General features: G+C 62.7%; 14 protein-coding genes. 8 read left to right on the plus strand and 6 right to left on the minus strand.

Going from position 1 to position 17,342, the window contains the following annotated elements; translation table 11 throughout:
- Positions 1–387 precede the first annotated feature (387 nt).
- Positions 388–1,284 (minus strand): LysR family transcriptional regulator, encoded by an 897-nt coding sequence (locus tag PTE30175_RS04210; RefSeq protein ID WP_150695815.1) that lies wholly within the window; start codon positions 1,282–1,284, stop codon positions 388–390.
- 116 nt (positions 1,285–1,400) lie between these two features.
- Here PTE30175_RS04210 and PTE30175_RS04215 point away from each other — a divergent pair, with 116 nt between their 5' ends.
- The 3 genes from PTE30175_RS04215 (at position 1,401) to PTE30175_RS04225 (ending at position 5,801) form a co-directional block, all read left to right on the plus strand.
- The gene (locus PTE30175_RS04215; RefSeq protein WP_150695816.1) at positions 1,401–3,155 is read left to right on the plus strand and encodes an acyl-CoA dehydrogenase family protein; all 1,755 of its coding nucleotides are present in this window, start codon (positions 1,401–1,403) and stop codon (positions 3,153–3,155) included.
- On the plus strand, positions 3,152–4,330 hold the full coding sequence (locus PTE30175_RS04220) for a CaiB/BaiF CoA transferase family protein (protein ID WP_150695817.1): 1,179 nt from the start codon (positions 3,152–3,154) through the stop codon (positions 4,328–4,330). The genes PTE30175_RS04215 and PTE30175_RS04220 overlap by 4 nt, the downstream gene beginning before the upstream one ends.
- Before the next feature lie 76 nt (positions 4,331–4,406).
- On the plus strand, positions 4,407–5,801 hold the full coding sequence (locus tag PTE30175_RS04225; RefSeq protein WP_150695818.1) for an MFS transporter: 1,395 nt from the start codon (positions 4,407–4,409) through the stop codon (positions 5,799–5,801).
- 77 nt (positions 5,802–5,878) lie between these two features.
- On the opposite strand, the gene PTE30175_RS04230 is transcribed toward PTE30175_RS04225, so the two are convergent.
- Positions 5,879–6,523 carry a lytic transglycosylase domain-containing protein gene (locus tag PTE30175_RS04230; protein ID WP_150695819.1) on the minus strand — a complete coding sequence of 215 codons (645 nt, stop codon included), beginning with the start codon at positions 6,521–6,523 and terminating at the stop codon, positions 5,879–5,881.
- Between the two features lie 408 nt (positions 6,524–6,931).
- Between PTE30175_RS04230 and ccsB the strand changes: the two genes are divergently transcribed.
- A complete protein-coding gene (gene ccsB / locus PTE30175_RS04235; RefSeq protein ID WP_420819603.1) occupies positions 6,932–8,047 on the plus strand; it encodes a c-type cytochrome biogenesis protein CcsB in 1,116 nt (371 codons plus the stop codon).
- A 98-nt stretch (positions 8,048–8,145) separates the two neighbouring features.
- Here the strand turns inward: ccsB and PTE30175_RS04240 are convergent, their stop codons facing one another.
- From PTE30175_RS04240 to PTE30175_RS04250, 3 genes are all read right to left on the minus strand, one after another.
- Entirely contained in the window at positions 8,146–8,382 is a 237-nt protein-coding gene (locus PTE30175_RS04240) for a hypothetical protein (protein WP_150695821.1), read from the minus strand.
- Between the two features lie 273 nt (positions 8,383–8,655).
- A complete protein-coding gene (locus PTE30175_RS04245; RefSeq protein ID WP_150695822.1) occupies positions 8,656–9,357 on the minus strand; it encodes a c-type cytochrome in 702 nt (233 codons plus the stop codon).
- Between the two features lie 185 nt (positions 9,358–9,542).
- Entirely contained in the window at positions 9,543–10,928 is a 1,386-nt protein-coding gene (locus PTE30175_RS04250) for a cytochrome C (RefSeq protein ID WP_224788595.1), read from the minus strand.
- Positions 10,929–11,497: 569 nt separating this feature from the next.
- Between PTE30175_RS04250 and PTE30175_RS04255 the strand changes: the two genes are divergently transcribed.
- Positions 11,498–12,265, plus strand: a complete 768-nt coding sequence (locus tag PTE30175_RS04255; RefSeq protein WP_150696054.1) for a response regulator — start codon at positions 11,498–11,500, stop codon at positions 12,263–12,265.
- Between the two features lie 94 nt (positions 12,266–12,359).
- Here PTE30175_RS04255 and PTE30175_RS04260 read toward each other — a convergent pair whose 3' ends face one another.
- Positions 12,360–13,427, minus strand: coding sequence for a sensor histidine kinase (locus PTE30175_RS04260; RefSeq protein WP_224788596.1), 1,068 nt, complete (start codon positions 13,425–13,427; stop codon positions 12,360–12,362).
- Between the two features lie 374 nt (positions 13,428–13,801).
- Between PTE30175_RS04260 and gspG the strand changes: the two genes are divergently transcribed.
- From gspG to PTE30175_RS04275, 3 genes are read left to right on the plus strand one after another with little or no spacing between them, the layout of a single operon-like run.
- Positions 13,802–14,287 carry a type II secretion system major pseudopilin GspG gene (gene gspG / locus PTE30175_RS04265; RefSeq protein WP_150695824.1) on the plus strand — a complete coding sequence of 162 codons (486 nt, stop codon included), beginning with the start codon at positions 13,802–13,804 and terminating at the stop codon, positions 14,285–14,287.
- A gap of 53 nt (positions 14,288–14,340) precedes the next feature.
- Positions 14,341–15,543: a type II secretion system F family protein gene (locus tag PTE30175_RS04270; RefSeq protein ID WP_150695825.1), complete on the plus strand. Its 1,203-nt coding sequence runs from the start codon at positions 14,341–14,343 to the stop codon at positions 15,541–15,543.
- Positions 15,544–15,550: 7 nt separating this feature from the next.
- Positions 15,551–17,254 carry a GspE/PulE family protein gene (locus tag PTE30175_RS04275; RefSeq protein WP_150695826.1) on the plus strand — a complete coding sequence of 568 codons (1,704 nt, stop codon included), beginning with the start codon at positions 15,551–15,553 and terminating at the stop codon, positions 17,252–17,254.
- Positions 17,255–17,342: the final 88 nt, after the last annotated feature.

A 17,342-nucleotide genomic window follows, 5' to 3' on the forward strand; every position in this document is an offset into this window, starting at 1 on the left:
CGTGGGGAACATCTCAACGGAAAGCGGCTTGTGTCACTTTCCTTGCGGCTTAACGGCATCTGCTTCTGGTTCATGAATACGACAACCACGGCATCGACGTAGGCGGGACACTTGCATGGAAGGGGAGCTCGTCGATAATGACCATCGTAGCGAGCGGCGTGCGCCGGTGATGCGTGGAACTGAGGGTAAAAAGGATGTCAATTCGTTGTTTGGAGGGCGCACTCGAAGCGTGGCGAGCGGCCGCTCATACGCGGCGGGCTATCGGGTTCCGAAATTGATTTCAAAATGGCTATGACGCTCGTGAAAACATTTGTTTTCAGGCATCCCGGGCGATTTTTGTCATGACGCCGTCATGAATATGCGGGCACGGGGACGTCGCCGGCATGCCTACCCCGGTGCACTCTCGCGCACTGCCTCATGCAAATACTCCAGGAACCGTTCTGTCGCTGGCTCCGCAGCCCCCGCACGTCGTAGCGACAACACTGGCGATGCCTTCTCATTGCGCGCCAGCGGCACAAAGCGCACGCGCGCATCGCCGGCCTGCTCAAGCGTCTTCGGCACCAGCGCCACGCCCATCCCGAACCCGACCATTGTCACCACCGTCTGCCATAGCCGGGCCTCGTGGCGGATCACAGGGCTGAAGCCGGCGTCCACGCACAATGCAGTAATCAGATCGTGATAATGCGGCGACACCGTGCGCGGGAACAGGATGAACGGTTCCTGCGCGAGTGCGCCCAAGTCGACGGACTTGTTGCGGGCAAAGGGATGTCCAACGGGCAGGCAGCACAGGAAGGGCTCGGAAAACATCGGGGCGGACACGACCTCGGCCGGGAAATTGCCCCAATAGGCACAGCCCAGGTCGATCTGCATACGCTGGACAGCCTGGACCTGCTCGCTGGTGTTCATCTCCGTCAGGATGATCTCGACAGCAGGGTGGTCGGCCTCGAAGCGCTTGGCGGCGCTTGGCAGCCCGCGATACAGCATCGAATTGACGAAACCGATGCGCAGCCGGCCCGCCAGCCCATGCGCGGAGCGTTGCGTCAACCGTTCCACCTCGCTGGCCTGCTGCAGCAACTTGTGCGCTTCGTGCAGCAACACCTGCCCGGCGTTGGTCAGCGCGACCATCTTGTTGGTGCGCGACAGCAGCTGCACGCCGAGCTGCTCCTCGAATTTGCGGATGTCGAAGCTGAGCGCCGGCTGCGAGATGAACAGCCGCTTGGCCGCCCGCCCGAAGTGCAATTCTTCCGCGACAGCAACGAAATAGCGCAATTGCTTGAGGTCCACGGCCGCTCCCGTTATCAATAATTAATTCTTATCGTACAGGACAAATCATGTATTGGACGTTAATCGTTGCCGTTTCTATGCTTCACAAACCGAGGAGACAAGCGAGACACGCCCGCATGAACGACATCGTCCACGAGCCGCCTGGCGGCCATCTGAACATCCCCGACAGCCGGGGCATCAATTTCTTCAGCGTCGACCCGGATCTCGCCCGCCTGTTGCGGCTTTATCTGGGCGAGAATGTGTACCAGGCGCTGGAACCCCAGCTCGACTTGCTAGGCCAGCGCGCCTCCGACGAACTCGATGCCTGGGCGCTCAGCGCCGACCACAACCCGCCCCGGTTGCGCCACCGCACGCGTCGCGGCGAGCCGCTGCAGAGCATCGACAAGCACCCCGACTACGTCGCGCTCGAGCGCGTGGCCTATGCCGAGCTCGGCTTGGCCTCGATGAGCCATGTCCCCGACGCGCCGCCACCGCTGGTCAAGTACGCGTTGACGTATCTGTTTGTGCAGGCGGAGTTTGGTCTGTGCTGCCCGGTCAGCATGACCGATTCGCTCACCCGCACGCTGCGCAAGTTCGGTGATGCGTCCGTGGTGGAGCGCTACCTGCCGATGCTTGCCTCGCGCGATTTTGATGCGCTATACCAGGGCGCGATGTTCATGACCGAGCAGGCCGCCGGTTCCGACGTCGCCCGGGTCGCCACGCGCGCCGCGCTCGAAACCGCGCCCGATGGCACGAAAACGTGGCGCCTCCATGGCGACAAGTGGTTCTGCTCAAACGCCGACGCCGACTTGGCGATGGTGCTGGCCCGCCCGGACGGCGCACCGTCGGGCATCAACGGCCTGGCCCTGTTCCTGCTGCCGAAGACGCTGCCGGATGGCTCGCGCAACCACTACCGCATCATCCGCCTGAAGGACAAGCTTGGCAGCCGCTCGATGGCCAGCGGCGAGATCGTGCTGGAAGGCGCAAGCGCTTACCTGATCGGCGAGGTGGGACGCGGATTTCACCAGATGGCCGACATGATCAACATGTCGCGGCTGTCGAACGGCGTGCGTGCGGCCGGCCTGATGCGTCGCGCGACGACCGAGGCGCTGCACATCGCGCGCAACCGCGAAGCCTTCGGCCGCAAACTGATCGACATGCCGCTCATGCAGCGCCAGTTGCTGAAGATGCTGTTGCCGACCGAGCAGGCACGCTCGATGTTCATGCAGATCGCGCTGCTGCTCGCGCGTGCCGATGCCGGCGATGCACAGGCTGCCAAGTGCGTACGCATCCTCACGCCGCTGATCAAGTTTCGTGCCTGCCGTGACGCCCGGCGCGTCACCGGCGATGCGATGGAAGTTCGCGGCGGCACCGGCTACATCGAGGAATGGAGCGACGCCCGCCTGGTGCGCGACGCACACCTTGGTTCGATCTGGGAGGGCACGAGCAATATCGTTGCGCTGGATATCGCGCGTGCGGTCAAGCGCGAGGATGCGCTCGAACCGCTGCGGGACTATCTGCTGAGCCTGCTCGACGCGGCGCGGCTGCCGGCGCAAAGCGATGCCGCGCTGCGTACCACGCTCGACCGCGCCTGCAGCGTCATGGCCAGGGTGGCCGCCGATGGCGACGACGAGCGGGTGCGTCAGGTCGGCTCCGCGCTATACCACATCACCACCGCCGTCTTCATGGCATCCGAAGCGATGCGGCTTGCGCCCGACTTCCGCCGGTTGGCGTTCAGCCACCTGGTGCTGCGTCACAAGCTGCTGCCGGCCGATCCGCTGGCGGTGTCGCCGGAGCAAGACGATGCCCCGCTGCTCGAGGCGCTGGTCAAGGGCCGGGAAGTCTCGCTTGCGCTGGCGCTGCAAGTGCTGCCAGCAGGGGGCTCGCAATGAGCGGGGCACTGCAAGGGCTCAAGGTCGTCGACCTGAGCCGTGTCCTTGGCGGCCCGTACTGCACCCAGGCGCTGGCCGATCATGGCGCCCAAGTCATCAAGCTGGAACCGCCCAGCGGCGACGAAACCCGCACCTGGGGCCCGCCGTTCGACGGCGATACGGCGTGGTACTTCAACGGTGTCAACCGCAACAAGCTGGGCATCTCGGTCGACCTGTCGAGCGAAGACGGTCGTGCCATTCTGTGGCAACTGCTTGAAGGCGCCGATGTGCTGGTCGAGAACTTCAAACCAGGCACGCTGGCCCGCTGGGGGATGGATTTCGAGCGGGATCTGCATCCGCGCTGTCCGCGCCTGATCCACTGCGCTGTCTCCGGCTTTGGCCCGGACGGCCCGTTGGGCGGGTTGCCCGGCTACGACGCCGCCATCCAGGCCATGGCCGGCCTGATGAGCGTCAACGGTGAGCGCGACGGCGGCCCGATGCGTATCGGCCTGCCGATCGTCGACATGGTGACCGGGCTCAACGCGTTGTCCGGCATCCTTTTGGCGCTGGCCGAGCGCGAGAAGAGCGGGCGTGGCCAGTCGATCGACATTGCGCTGTATGACTGCGGCGTATCGCTGCTGCATCCGCACCTGCCCAACTACTTCGGCTCCGGCAAGGTGCCGCAGCGTAGCGGCAACGCCCATCCGAACATTGCCCCGTACGACAGCTACCAGACCGGCACTGCGCCGATCTTCCTGGCCGTCGGCAACGACCGCCAGTTCGCCAGGCTGTGCACGCACATAGGCGCGCCGGAACTGCCCGACGATCCGCGCTTTGCCGACAACCGCAGCCGTTGCGCGCATCGGCCGGAACTCAAGCGAGCGCTGGAGGCGCAACTGGCCCGGTTCGATTGCGAGCGGCTCGCACACGACCTGATTCATGCGGGCGTGCCGTGCGGGCCGGTGCAGACGGTCGACGTGGTCGCCGCACATCCGCACACATTGCATCGGCAGATGGTCGTGCATATCGACGGCTATCGCGGTACCGGTTCGCCGATCAAGCTGTCGCGCACGCCGGCCACGTACCGGACGGCCCCGCCCGCGCTCGGCGCGGATACGGATGCGGTGCTCGCAACGCTCGGCATCGACCCGGCGACTCGTCAACGCCTGTTTGAAGCTGGCGTATTGAAAGGCTGAAACGCGCGCACCGGCGCACACCCCCCGGCGACGGCCCGCAGAGGCCGCGCCCTGCAGTCCCATTAGGAGAGCAACCATGCATCGCCAATCCGATCCGCAGCCAGCGGACCGCCAACCGCGCCGCGCCGCGGCCGCCGCCTTCATCGGCACGACCATTGAGTGGTACGACTTCTACATCTACGGCCTGGCCGCCGCGCTGGTTTTCGGCAAGGTGTTCTTTGCCAAGACGCTGGACCCGGGTATCGCCACGCTGCTGTCGTTCGTAACGTTGTGGGCCGGTTTTGCGGCGCGCCCGATCGGCGGCATCATCTTTGGCCACCTGGGTGACAAGATCGGTCGCAAGACCACGCTCATCATCACACTGATCATGATGGGTCTGGCCACCATGGGCATCGGCTTGCTGCCGAGCTATACGCAGATCGGGGTGTGGGCGCCGGCCGGGCTGGTGATCCTGCGTGTCTTGCAGGGCGTGGCGGTCGGCGGGGAGTGGGGCGGCGCGGTGCTCATCGCCAGCGAGAGCGTGCCCAAGCGCAAGAGCATCCTCTATTCCGCTTTTGCGCAGCAGGGCTCGCCCACGGGCAACCTGCTGGCCACCGTCGTGTTCTTCTTCCTGAGCGTGCTGCCGACACCGGACTTCATCCTGTGGGGTTGGCGCATTCCGTTCCTCCTGTCGGCCGTGCTCGTGATCGTGGGTCTGGTGATGCGCCTGAGATTGGAAGAATCAGACGACATGAAGCGCGTCCTGCAGCAGAAGAAGACCGTCAAGTTGCCGCTGAGGGAGGTGCTGCGCGATCATTGGGGCCTTGTCCTGCTGGGTGCCGGCACGCTGCCGCTCATTCATGTGACGTACCTGAAGAGCAACTTCGCGTTGTCGTGGGCGACCAAGGAACTGGGTTATTCGCAGGGCACCTTCCTCGGCATCATTGCCATTGCACTGGTCGTGCAGTTCCTGACGCAGCCGCTGGGCGCGCTGCTGGTGTCGCGCATGGACATGCGCCGCGCGATCTGCCTGATGGTGCTGCCCGAATTTCTGCTGATGCCGGTGATGTTCTTCGCCATCCAGAGCAAGGTGTACTGGATGGCCCTGGCGGGCATGTGCCTGGCGACGATTCCGCATTCGATGTTCTATGGGGCCATTGGCGGCATCCTGGCGCGTGTGTTTCCGACGCGGATTCGCTACACCGGTTTGTCGCTGGCGTACCAGTTGTGTTCGCTGGTGGTGGGCGGCGGCACGCCGGTCTTCGCACAGTGGGTGCTGAATGCGACCGGCAGCATCGTTGGCGTAGCAATCTCGTCGGCCCTGTACGCGGCGTTGTCGCTGGCCTGCACGCTGATGCTGCTCAATCGCACCGGCTTTCGGGCGGATGAATTGTCCTCGGCGGAACAGGCGGATGCCGCCGATCTCGGACTCGACCAGGCCGGCATGCCGGCAAGCGCGCCTCAGCCGATCGGCAAGACCGTGACTGCATAGTCGGAACGAATGGTGGTTACAAGATCCCGGGCTCGCGGCGATACACGCGTTGTGTCGCGCGGATGTCTTTCAGCGGACTAACTCTGACGTTCGCCTCGAAGCCGGCGGTAGTGCGACATGACCGTCAGTACGTACAACTTTGTTTCCGAGAACGCGGGGATTCGATTGCCTGCACGCATTACCGCGTTCTCGCCCGCGTTGTACGCCGCAACCGCCAATTCGATATCGCCCTTGAACGTATCCAGAAGGAAGCGCAAGTATTGGGCGCCGGCCAGCACGTTGGCTCGGGGATCGAACATGTCGCCGGCCGAAAAGCGCTTGGCAGTCTGCGGCATCAACTGCATGAGGCCACGCGCGCCTTTTTTTGACACCGCTTTGGGGTTGAATTTTGATTCGACCGCAATCACTGCCCTTAACAACTCCTCCGGCACCTGCGAATTGCGGCTGGCTTCGGCAATGATGCCGGAGAATTTGGACGTATCGACGACTGCCGTCGCATTGGCCGCAGAGGATTCTTCCGAACCATGCGCCCCAGGTTCGGGGCCGGCGACGATCACGTGCAGGGTCGGGTCGCTCGGATCGTTGCTCAATACGACCACACCATTGGTACCGACAGCGCCATAGATTTGCGCGTTTGCGAGACACGAAAACGCCAGTCCCACTACGATCAACGCGGTGAGAAAGGCGATTCTGGGCAACGGCGAGGATTCACATAGGTTCATCTTGAGCTTCTCCGCAATTGAATTATGCGAGTGAGCCTGGAAGCTCGACATGGGGTATCGCCCTACCGAAGCGGTGGGGTTTGCGCGCCTGTCGTCTCTTGATGATCGCGATGATTTTCCTGACCTGCACAGCCTGGTCCCGCAGCAGCGTTGCGCGGTTTCGAGGATGAAACGTTTCGGATAACCGCGGGCTTCGTCACCCGTGCCGTCGCAAGTCGCGCCGCGCTGCGTCTGGGTTTTCAGCGTCGGGTACGGTTCGTGCATGGGTAATGGGAGTCGTGCGAAGTGCCGCGACGCCAGAACAGGATATGGCTACTTCGCCATATATCGATCGACATGAAACCGAATCCATCACTTCCCGGACCCGGCGCGCGCCGGCATGCGCATGCGACCCAACAGCACGGCGAAATGACTGCCGCGTCAGCCTTGGGGCCGTTCGACTGGCTGTTCGCCCTGTTGCTCGCGATGGGCGCCGGTTTCGCGTTCTTGCGTTATCACGCGACCATGGATGTCTACGACGAAGGCGTCCTGGCGGCCGCCTCACCGGCGCTGGTCGTGTTGGGTTGGCGCTGGAAACCGGCGCGATCGCTGTTGCTTGGCATTGCAGCGTTGTCGTTGGCGGGCATCGCGCTGTATCGCGGTGACCTGGCGCGGGCCGAATCGGCGTTCTTCCTGAAGTATCTGCTGGCGAGCCAGTCGGCGATCTTATGGATGAGCACGCTGTTCGTCGTCGCCACCGTTTTCTATTGGATCGGCATGCTGGCGCGCTCTCCTGCGGGCGGTGCGATCGGCTCGAAGTTGACCTGGGCGGCCGTGCTGGCGGGCTTCGTCGGCTTGATGATGCGCTGGCATGAGTCCTATTTGATCGGCAGCGACGTCGCCCATATTCCCATTTCGAATCTGTATGAAGTGTTCGTGCTGTTTTGCCTGATCACCTCCCTGTTCTACCTGTATTACGAGGGACATTACCGGACGCGCGCGCTCGGCGCGTTTGTATTGCCGGTGATCTGCGCCGCGGTCGCCTTCATGGTGTGGTACTCGCTCACGCGGGGCGCGCACGAAATCCAGCCGCTTGTGCCGGCGCTGCAAAGCTGGTGGATGAAGATCCATGTGCCGGCGAACTTCATCGGCTACGCCAGCTTCTCGTTGTCGGCGATGGTGTCGGTAGCCTACTTGCTGAAACGGCACGGCGTGTTCGTCGATCGCCTGCCGTCGTTCGAATTGCTTGACGACGTCATGCACAAGTCGATTGCGGTCGGCTTTGCATTTTTCACCATAGCGACAATTCTGGGCGCGCTATGGGCGGCCGAAGCGTGGGGTGGCTATTGGAGTTGGGATCCGAAGGAAACCTGGGCGCTGATCGTGTGGCTGAACTACGCGGCGTGGCTTCATTTGCGCCGGATGAGAGGGCCAGGCGGCGCCGCAGCGGCCTGGTGGGCGCTGATCGGCCTGCTCGTCACAACCTTCGCATTTCTGGGCGTGAACATGTTCTTGTCGGGGCTGCACAGCTACGGCGAGCTGTAGGACGCGCGACTTCCGGCAACAACCATACAGCGCTGCGCCTCGCGAGACTTCCGGCCGGCGCCGGCCGTCGCTGAGGCGCAGATTTTTCAACGGAACGACTACTCCTTCGCGTCGTTGCTTTTTTCGTCTTCCTGCGTGTTGCTCATCGCATCTTCTTTCACCGGGTCGCTGGCCATGGTTGCTTGATTCGTCTCGTCCTGCACGGCTTCGGCGTTCGCAACGGGTTCCTGGCTGGTGACCTCTTCAACGCCCGGCGCGTTGGCTGCGGCCTGGACCGCGAATGCGGGGGCGAACGTCAGGCAACCGAGCAGAATGCCGGCAGTAAGCTTGTTCATGATGGACTCCTCGATCGATTCAGTGAGTGGGTGCAAGACTTGCGAGGCGGCCGCAGGCGCTGGGGGAATCCCGTCGCTACCGGGATCCCTGAAGCGGCCAGCGGCCAGCGGCCAGCGGGTAGGGGGCCGGTCCGCTGGCCGCCAATTCATTTTTGTGCGGATCCCCCCGGAAGAAAAGTAGGAATCCTCGCAAAGCAGGATGGGTAAGGTCCCGCCCGCCCGTCGGGGCGGCCAAGGCAATCGCAGGCGCGGACCGGGGGGACTACGCTGCGCTCATTGAGCGTCCGGGGTAGCGACTGCTTCCTTCTCAGCGTCCGGGGTAGAGACCGCTTCCTTCGTCTCGGCCGGAAATGCCTCGACGTAGGCCGCGACGGCTTGCATCTCACGCTCCGTCATGTTGGCGCAGATCTCCTTCATGATGGCCCCGCGAGGCCGGGCATCGGTGTGCCGGAAGACCATGAGCTGTTTCACGACGTAATCGGAATGTTGGCCGGCCAGCCGTGGAAACGCGCCTTCGCCCTCGCCCCGCTGGCCGTGACATGACTGGCACGCCGCCACGCCTTTGTCCGGCAGGCCGTGCGCATAGATCGCCCTTCCTTCGGAGATCAGCTGGTCATCATCGGCCTTGCCGAGCGCGGGTTGCTGACTTGAGAAATAGTCGGCGATTTCGTTGATTTGCCGCTCGCTAAGATGCGTAAAACCCCACATGAACTTGACGCCGTTCGGATCGGTCCGGCGATGGTTCTTGAAGTCCGTGAGCTGATCGACGATGTATTCGCGTTGTTGCCCCGCCAGTTTGGGAAAAAAAGGCGACACCGAAACGCCAGTCATGCCATGGCAGTTCGAACATATCTGCATGGCGATCGTCTTGCCGGCGACCGCCGGATTGTCGACCTCCCGGGAGCGCTCCAAGGTGTGACAAGCCGATCCGGCAAGCAAGGTTCCAAGAACGATGATTGACGCTGCATGTTTCATGTGACTAACCTCCTGGGCCCTGCCTTTGCTGTCGCCGAGTTAGCGGCGTCGCGCGCTGGTGCGTCCGATGCGCACCACGCAACACTTCGATCCCCGCGTTCGCTGGATATGCCACATCCGCGAAACCGCTTCCACGCGTCGCAAGGTCTTCGCATTGCGACGCGTGGAAGGCACCGAAACGTATCTCACCAGGACACAGCCCATAGATAGATGAACAACGTGTTGTTGTCTCTTGCGTTGCGGCCGTTGCCGTCGAAGTTGGTGGTGGCGCCGAAGAACTTTGTGAAATGCGTGTACTGAACGCCGATCCGCACGTATGGCCACGGCATCCAGAAGATCTCCGGCATCCAGCCTTGCGTCGCGGGAGAAAAGGTTGCACTGCCGGCGTAGGCGACGCTGTCGCTGGTGCCGGAAATATTGAAGTAGGAAAGGCTGACGCCATATTTGGCGTTATAGATATACGAAGCCTTCAGCCGCAACGAGTTGAGATTGGCGGAGGTGGTGTCACCAAAGACCAGGTTGTTCGGGTCATCGATGTTCTCGCGAACGTAGCGGGCCTGTACGCTGACCGTGTGGGGCTCGAGCAGGTATTGGTATTGCGCATCGAAGCCGAGATCGCGAAAGCGGGTCACCCCTTGGTCGAATATCGGAAAAGCGTCCGGGCCATTGGGATAGACATCGGCATTCAAGCCGAATGCCCCGACCATGACGTTGTTCGCGCCCCATTCATGGGTCAGCGCAACCCGCCAATATGGGTTGGAGCCGCGCAAATACGTCTGCGGGTGGTCCACGTTGCCGGCCGCCTTGCCTTTGCTCAGGAACGACCAGATGCCGTCGGCGGTGCTGTACAACGAGACCTCTGCGTAAAGGATCTTGTTCCAGTAGGCATAGGCGCCCATGCCGACGACCTGCTGGGCCAGTCCTCCCTCGACGAGGGTCGTGGCCGGTGGCGTCGCGACCGGACTTAGCGGCGGGGAAACGTAGGGATAGCTCCATGCCGGCGCCGTGTTGAACACGTCTTGCACGGTCGGGTTGTTGTGCAGCGTCGCGCCGATCACGAGGTCGGTGCCGTCGGTGATGATCCGGTCAGCGTAGCGAATGTCCGTGTTGTCCGAGCCCCATCGACCGACAAACCGGCTCTGATCGTCCTGGTGATCGTAGTTCACATAGGTGTATTGGGCGAAGCCGCCGATGTGGTCGGTAATCTTCCCTGCGAGGAAGACGCTGGCCGCATCGAATATCACATTACCGTCCTTGGGGACGATGGGATTGCCGGACGAATCGATGTTGTTCCGCGTCCGCGTAATGTCGACGGTGCCCATCGCGGCGATCGGAATGGTGCGTTCGCCGAAGGTATACCCGGTCATCTTGAACATTCGCCCGTAGGGTGTCAGCTCGGGAAACTGCCCGCCGGCGTGACAGGCCACGCAGCCGTGCGCCGTCTGGCGCGCGAATATCGGCAGTGCCAGCGCGCTGGATGCCTGCCACAGGCAAAGGCCCACGAGTGCGCCCATCCAGGCGCGGCGAAGCTGGCGACTTGTTTCGTTTTTGGCAGTTTGGATCGTCGTCATGGCTACTCCCCACACACAGGCGTTGTCAAGGGTAGAACGCCGCACACTTGTATTCTGGAAGCAGGGGGGATGGCGCGGTATGGGGCGCTCTCCTACGCAGTCGGTAGGCCAAACCATACAAGTTGCGATGGGTTCATATGGGGCGTGAAACTTGCCGACGGCACGCGTTTGATTCGGAGTTGCAACAGGAATCGAGCCTGGGACGCGCCTGAGGGTAGTCCCGTAGCGTTGTCCGGGCGTGCGCGGCAAAGCACCGCCTGTCTTGGCAATGGCGCGGCTGGCGGCGTCGGCCAGGACGAAATTTCAGAGGGAACGGCACCGTGTTTGATACGGTTGCGTACGTCTGCACGCAGGCCAAGGACCTCCGTGTTTCAGGAGTGAAACGTTTTTCTGCGCCCGAACAAGGGGTCGGCACCGGCGCCACGCGCCAGCGTGGCTGGTGCGAACCTTGCTTCACTTGGCGCGGGATGACGCTGCGCCGGATGGACCCGATCAATGGACTTCCGGTGGATCCCTCTTTTTTGCACGCGGGCGAGGTGCAAGATGAGAATGCAGCGGGGGAGGATAACGTGAATGCCAAGTATCGCGTGTTGTTGGCGGAAGACCACCACCTTTTGCGAGAGGGGCTGCGCCTGATGTTCTGCGCCCTGAACGAGTTCGACGTCATTGGTGAGGCGAAGGATGGCGGGGAGGCATGCCGGCTTGCCGTCTCCATGATCCCGGACCTGATCGTGACTGACCTGGCGATGCCCGGCATGGATGGCATCGATGTCATCGCAGCCATCAAGCGCAGATTGCCTCACATTCGGATCATCGCGCTCACCGTGCATCAGGATGAAGAATACGTCCGTGAGGCGCTGCGCGTAGGCGCTGATGGTTACGTGCTGAAAAGCGCATCGGTCGACGAACTTTTCGCAGCCGTGCGCGCCGTGATGCAGGGAAAGCGGCATTTGAGTCCCGACGTCTACGGCTGCCTCGTCGATTCGTTCGTCTCCGGGCGCGAAAATCATGCGCCAAGACCCGCCTGCGACCGTCTCACCGCACGTGAACGCAGCGTCCTGAAGCTTGTCGCGGAAGGTCGCACCAATCGACAGGTCGGCGTGTATTTGCACCTCAGTCCCAAGACGATTGAAAAGTATCGCGCCAGCCTGATGCGCAAACTGGAAATATGCAACTTGACAGGTCTGGTGCTCGTCGCGATCGAGATGGGCTTGATTGGGGACCCGACGCCCGCGGCGCCCGTGCACCACGCGAACGGTGAAGCAGAATCGAATGGCAAGCACCGAGACGGCGACGCGCGGCTGGATAGCCAAATCAGCGTTGCCAGAGGCGGCTGAGCGCGGCTGGCGCGAGCTTGGGCGAAGAGGGCGAAGAGGGCGGGGGCAGGGGCGAGGGCGGAGGGCGACGCAGACATCGCGCAGCCCGTGCGCATCACATCTTCCAGATCGCTGATACCAGCGTTCCGCCGCCGTCGCCGCAGCAGATGAAAAATGCGCCGCCGTTCAACTCGACGCGTTGTTGCATCCCGATCAAGCCCAAACCCGAGAAAGTCGATGGGTCGGCCGTGACGGGCAGATTGCCAAGTCCGATGCCGTTGTCCTGGATCGTCAACAGGATGCCGGCTTCGACGCGCTGCACGGTCAGCCTGATTTCCGTTGCCGCGCCGTGCTTCATGGCATTGTTCATCGCTTCCTGAGCGATTCTGAACATGTCTGCCTTGAGATTGTCCGGGATGTCATGCTCCTCCACATCACATTCAAAGACGACGGCGACGGTCTGCGAACCCTGAGCCACCCGCCGGCAGAGCGATTCCAACGCGACGGCAAGGCCCAGCCGGTCGAGCAGCACCGGGCGCAATTCGCTGCAAATGTGATGCACCTCGCCGATGGCATCGCGCATGTGCAGCACGACCGTGTCGAGCTGCCCGGTCGCTTCATCGACGTCGCCCTGGCGCATGCGCCGAAGTGAGTTTTCGACCATCAGCTTGATCAGGGTAAGGGCCTGACCGAGGCCGTCATGGAGTTCGGAGGAGATGCGTTTGCGTTCCCATTCCTGGCCAATCATCAGGTGCGCGTAACGCTGTCGGGAATCCGTTTCGGAACATGGCGCAGCTTCAAGACATTGCCGCTGCCCGACGACGGGCTCCTCGAAGATGGTCAGAAGTGCCCTGCAATGTCCGGCGTTATCCAGGATGGTTTGCTGGTGCAGCATCAGCGATGTCCGGCGGCCGTTGCGCGTGTGCAGGATCGCGTTAAACGAATGAGGCGTGCCCGATGCGCTCAGGGACAACCCGGCCACGACACCTTGCTGGTCGGCGTCCGACGCCAGGTCGACCACCGATTTGCCGATCAGATCCTCGATCTGGTAGCCGAACAGGGCAGCGGCGCTGTCGTTGGCCGAGATGAATCGTCCGTCGCGGGACAAGACTCCCAATGCAGCGCCGCGTACGTCAGCCCCGACGCCGAAGCTCTTGCCATCTGGCTGAATCAGGGTCTTCATCTTGCGAGTCGCCTCGATCACGTCGCGCAAGTTCAGACGATTGATTCCGCGGGGCGGGAAGGCATCCATCGGAACTCCCTAAGGCGGTAGTCGAGCCCGTGCTGCGAGACGCGGGAACGTAACGCTGCCGACGACCCGCACACGGACCGATGTCAGCGTGCGAAATTCAGGCGTCGGCGCGCCTTTTCATCGTTTTGTGCGCTTTATTGTAGGCAGCCCGTAATGTTGTGCGCAACGGGGCGTAGCGCCATAGATGGGGCGCGGGTTCTTACCCACAGCTATGGGCGGGTATTCCTACTACTTACGCGTCCCCATAAGGACAAGAATGGGTACAAAGACCACTCGAACCGGGGCCGGAAAGAAGGGGACGCACCATGCACATCGATACGCATTTGATCGGGAGCGAACGGCGCCCGCGTATCTCGCGGCACGGTGTTCGCGCAAACGGGCAGGTGCGTCGATCGGGCGGGTTCACTTTGCTCGAGTTGCTGGTGGTCATGGTCATTATAGGTTTGCTCGCAGGGCTCGTGGCGCCTCGATATTTCGAACAGATCGGCAAATCGAACGTCAAGGTTGCGAAGGCGCAGATCGATTCCCTTGGCAAGGCGCTCGATGAATACCGTCTCGATATCGGGGCCTATCCGACCACGGAGCAGGGGCTTCAAGCGCTGGTGACGATGCCGCAAAGCGAGTCCCGCTGGAGCGGCCCTTACTTGCAGAAGGCCGTCCCGCTCGACCCCTGGAGCCGTCCCTATATCTATCGCTCGCCCGGCGAACATGGCGATTACGATTTGTACACCCTGGGCAAGGGTGGGCAACCCGGCGGTACCGGCGAGAGCGCGACCATCGGGTCCTGGTGAAACCGTCTGCGGCGACCCGCTACTCGCCTTACGGGCCGCCGAGGAGAAATGAGGTGAAGTACTTGCTGCGCGTCTTCGATGCCGGTGGCCAGATGCAGACGATCCGCATCGAAGGAGATTCGTCGGCCAGTGCGACCGCTGATGCGCAGTCGCGCGGACTGCGCGTGATATCCGTTGCCGCCGAAAGCGCAGGAAAGCGGCGCCGGGCCGTCGGGTCGGCGTTGCCGGGTTTGAAATTCAACGTCGACTTGTTTGCCCGCGAGCTGGCCGCATTGCTCGACGCCGGTGTCGGTGTGATCGACGCGTTGCGCACCTTGGGCGGCAATGAGCGGCGCGAGGCTTCGGCGAGGATCTATCGCGAGTTGCTGCGGCGATTGGAGGAAGGGCACGCGCTGTCTACGGCAATCGAATACGCGTCTCCCGTCTTTCCCCCCGTACTGGTCGCCTGCGTCAAGGCCAGCGAACAGACCGGCGGGCTGGCGGAAAGCTTGCGGCGCTACTCGCACAATAGCGCCACGATGCAGACGTTGCGCTCGCGCGTCGTGGCCGCTGCGATCTACCCGTCGGTATTGCTGGCGGTTGGCTCGGCGGTCGTGCTGTTCCTGCTGACTTTCCTCGTGCCGCGGTTCGCAACGCTGCTCGAGCGTGGGGGCCGTGACCTGCCGCTGATGTCACGCTGGCTGATGGCCTGGGGCGGGCTCGTGCACGCGCATGGCATCGAACTTGCGGTGGGATTCGCCGTGACGGTGGTGACGGTGATCCTGGTGCTGCAGCGGCCGGCGGCGCGCCACTGGATGGTCGACCGATTGCTGGCGCTGCCCGGCATCGGTGCCCACTTCCGGGTCTACCGGCAGTCACAATTCTTCCGCACCTCGGCCATGCTGGTCGATGGCGGCATTCCGGCGCTGCAGGCCTTCGATCTTGCGCGCGGCCTCGTCAGCCGCGCCGATCGTGCCGCGCTCGCGGCTGCGATGGATGATATTCGCAATGGCGGAAAAATTTCCGAGTCGTTCCAGGAGCGCGGGCTTGCCAACCCGATTACGTATCGCTTGCTGACGGTGGCTGAGAAGACTGGCGGTCTCGGTCCCGTCCTCGACAAGATCGCCGCCTTCCAGGAAGCCCATTTGTCGCGCGCGATCGACCTGATCTCGCGCCTGATCGAGCCCGCGATGATGATCTTTATCGGCATCGTCATCGGCGGAATCGTGGTGCTGATGTATTTGCCGATTTTCGAGCTGGCCTCCAGCGTTCAGTAGGTGTGTCATGGACGAGATCAGTCTGATCCAGGAATCGCGCAGCGCCCGCTACCGGGACGCGCTGCACGCGCTTGGCGAGCGCTACGGGTCACGGCTGCGCGCGCTTGAAGCGCTGCCCGAGCATTTCGCGATCGAGGTCGACGAGGTCGTCGCGCAATTGGCGGCGGAATTCCGGATGACGCCGATCACGATCCGCGAAATGCATCAGCGCGAACCGGATTTCGAAGTCCTTCCGTTTGTCGAAGCCGCGATGCGCCTGTGCGTGGGCTTTCAGGACGGCGCGGGCCTGCTGTTCGTGATCGCCGATCCGCTCGATGCGCGCACGCGCGGCTACGTCGACCAGCGCATGCGTGCGCGGCCAACCGTGCCGTATCGATGGTCGCTCGCGAGCGTGGGCGATATGAACGCCTATCTTGCCGCGCGGGAGAAGGATGTCCGAGCCATGGACACGCTGGCCCTCGACGCGGCCATCCAGCGCAAGAGTGAAATTTCCGCGCTGGCGCTGACCTTGCAAGGGATCAGTCACGATGACAGTCCTATCGTGCGCCTGCTCAACTCGACGATTTACGACGCGCTGAAAATGCAGGCCAGCGACATTCATCTGGAGTGCCGCACCAACGGACTGACGATCAAATGCCGCATCGATGGCGTGTTGAACGTCGTGGGGAGGGCGGACGGACGCGACGTGGCCGATCAGGTCCTGTCGCGCCTGAAGGTGATTTCGGAACTCGACATCTCCGAGCGGCGCGTGCCGCAGGATGGGCGCTTCAAGGCGCATTACGCCGGCCGGGACATCGATTTTCGCGTCTCGATCATGCCGAACCTGTTCGGCGAGGATGCCGTGCTGCGTATTCTCGACCGCTACCAACTGTCCCAGGCGTCGGGCGCCCTGACGCTTGAGACACTCGGCTTCCAGGACGTCGACATGCACTTCATGCGTACCGTGGCGGCGATGCCTTACGGCATGTTGCTCGTGACCGGGCCGACCGGTAGCGGCAAGACGACGACGCTGTACGCCATTCTGACCGAGATCAATGACGGACTCGACAAGATCGTGACGATCGAAGATCCGGTCGAGTACCAGTTGGGCGATATTTTGCAGATACCCGTCAACGAGGCCAAGGGACTGACGTTCGCCCGCGGACTGCGGTCCATTCTGCGGCACGATCCCGACAAGATCATGGTCGGTGAAATCCGCGACCCTGAAACCGCGCAGATCGCCGTTCAAGCCGCGCTGACGGGGCACCAGGTCTTTACGACTGTCCATGCCAACAACGTATTCGATGTGATCGGCCGCTTCACCAACATGGGCGTCGATTCCTACAGCTTCGTGTCGGCCTTGAACGGCGTCATCGCCCAACGTCTGGTGCGTCAGTGCTGTCCGGAGTGTGCGGTCGAGGAGCCGGTCGATGATGACGCCCTGGTTCGTTCGGGCATCGATCCCGACGCGGCGCGGGCCTTCCGCTTCCGGCGAGGTATCGGATGTGCCGCCTGTCGCGGCACCGGGTATCGCGGTCGCCGCGCCATTGCGGAAGCCTTGCGCATGAATGACGAATTGCGCCAACTGCTGTCGGAGCGCGCACCGCTTGGGCACATCAAGAGCGCCGCGCTGCGTTACGGCATGACCAACTTGCGCAGCGCTGCCGTTTGCCTGCTCAGCAGAGGCGAAACCACACTCGAGGAGATCAATCGTGTCACGATCGCCGACTAGTACCCTTGCCATTGGAATTGGCGCGTGCGATCTGGCCATTGGCACGCATCATTCCCGACTGTGGCACGCGTGGCAGCGGATGCGGCGC

The organism is Pandoraea terrae (assembly GCF_902459695.1).
Classification (GTDB): domain Bacteria; phylum Pseudomonadota; class Gammaproteobacteria; order Burkholderiales; family Burkholderiaceae; genus Pandoraea; species Pandoraea terrae.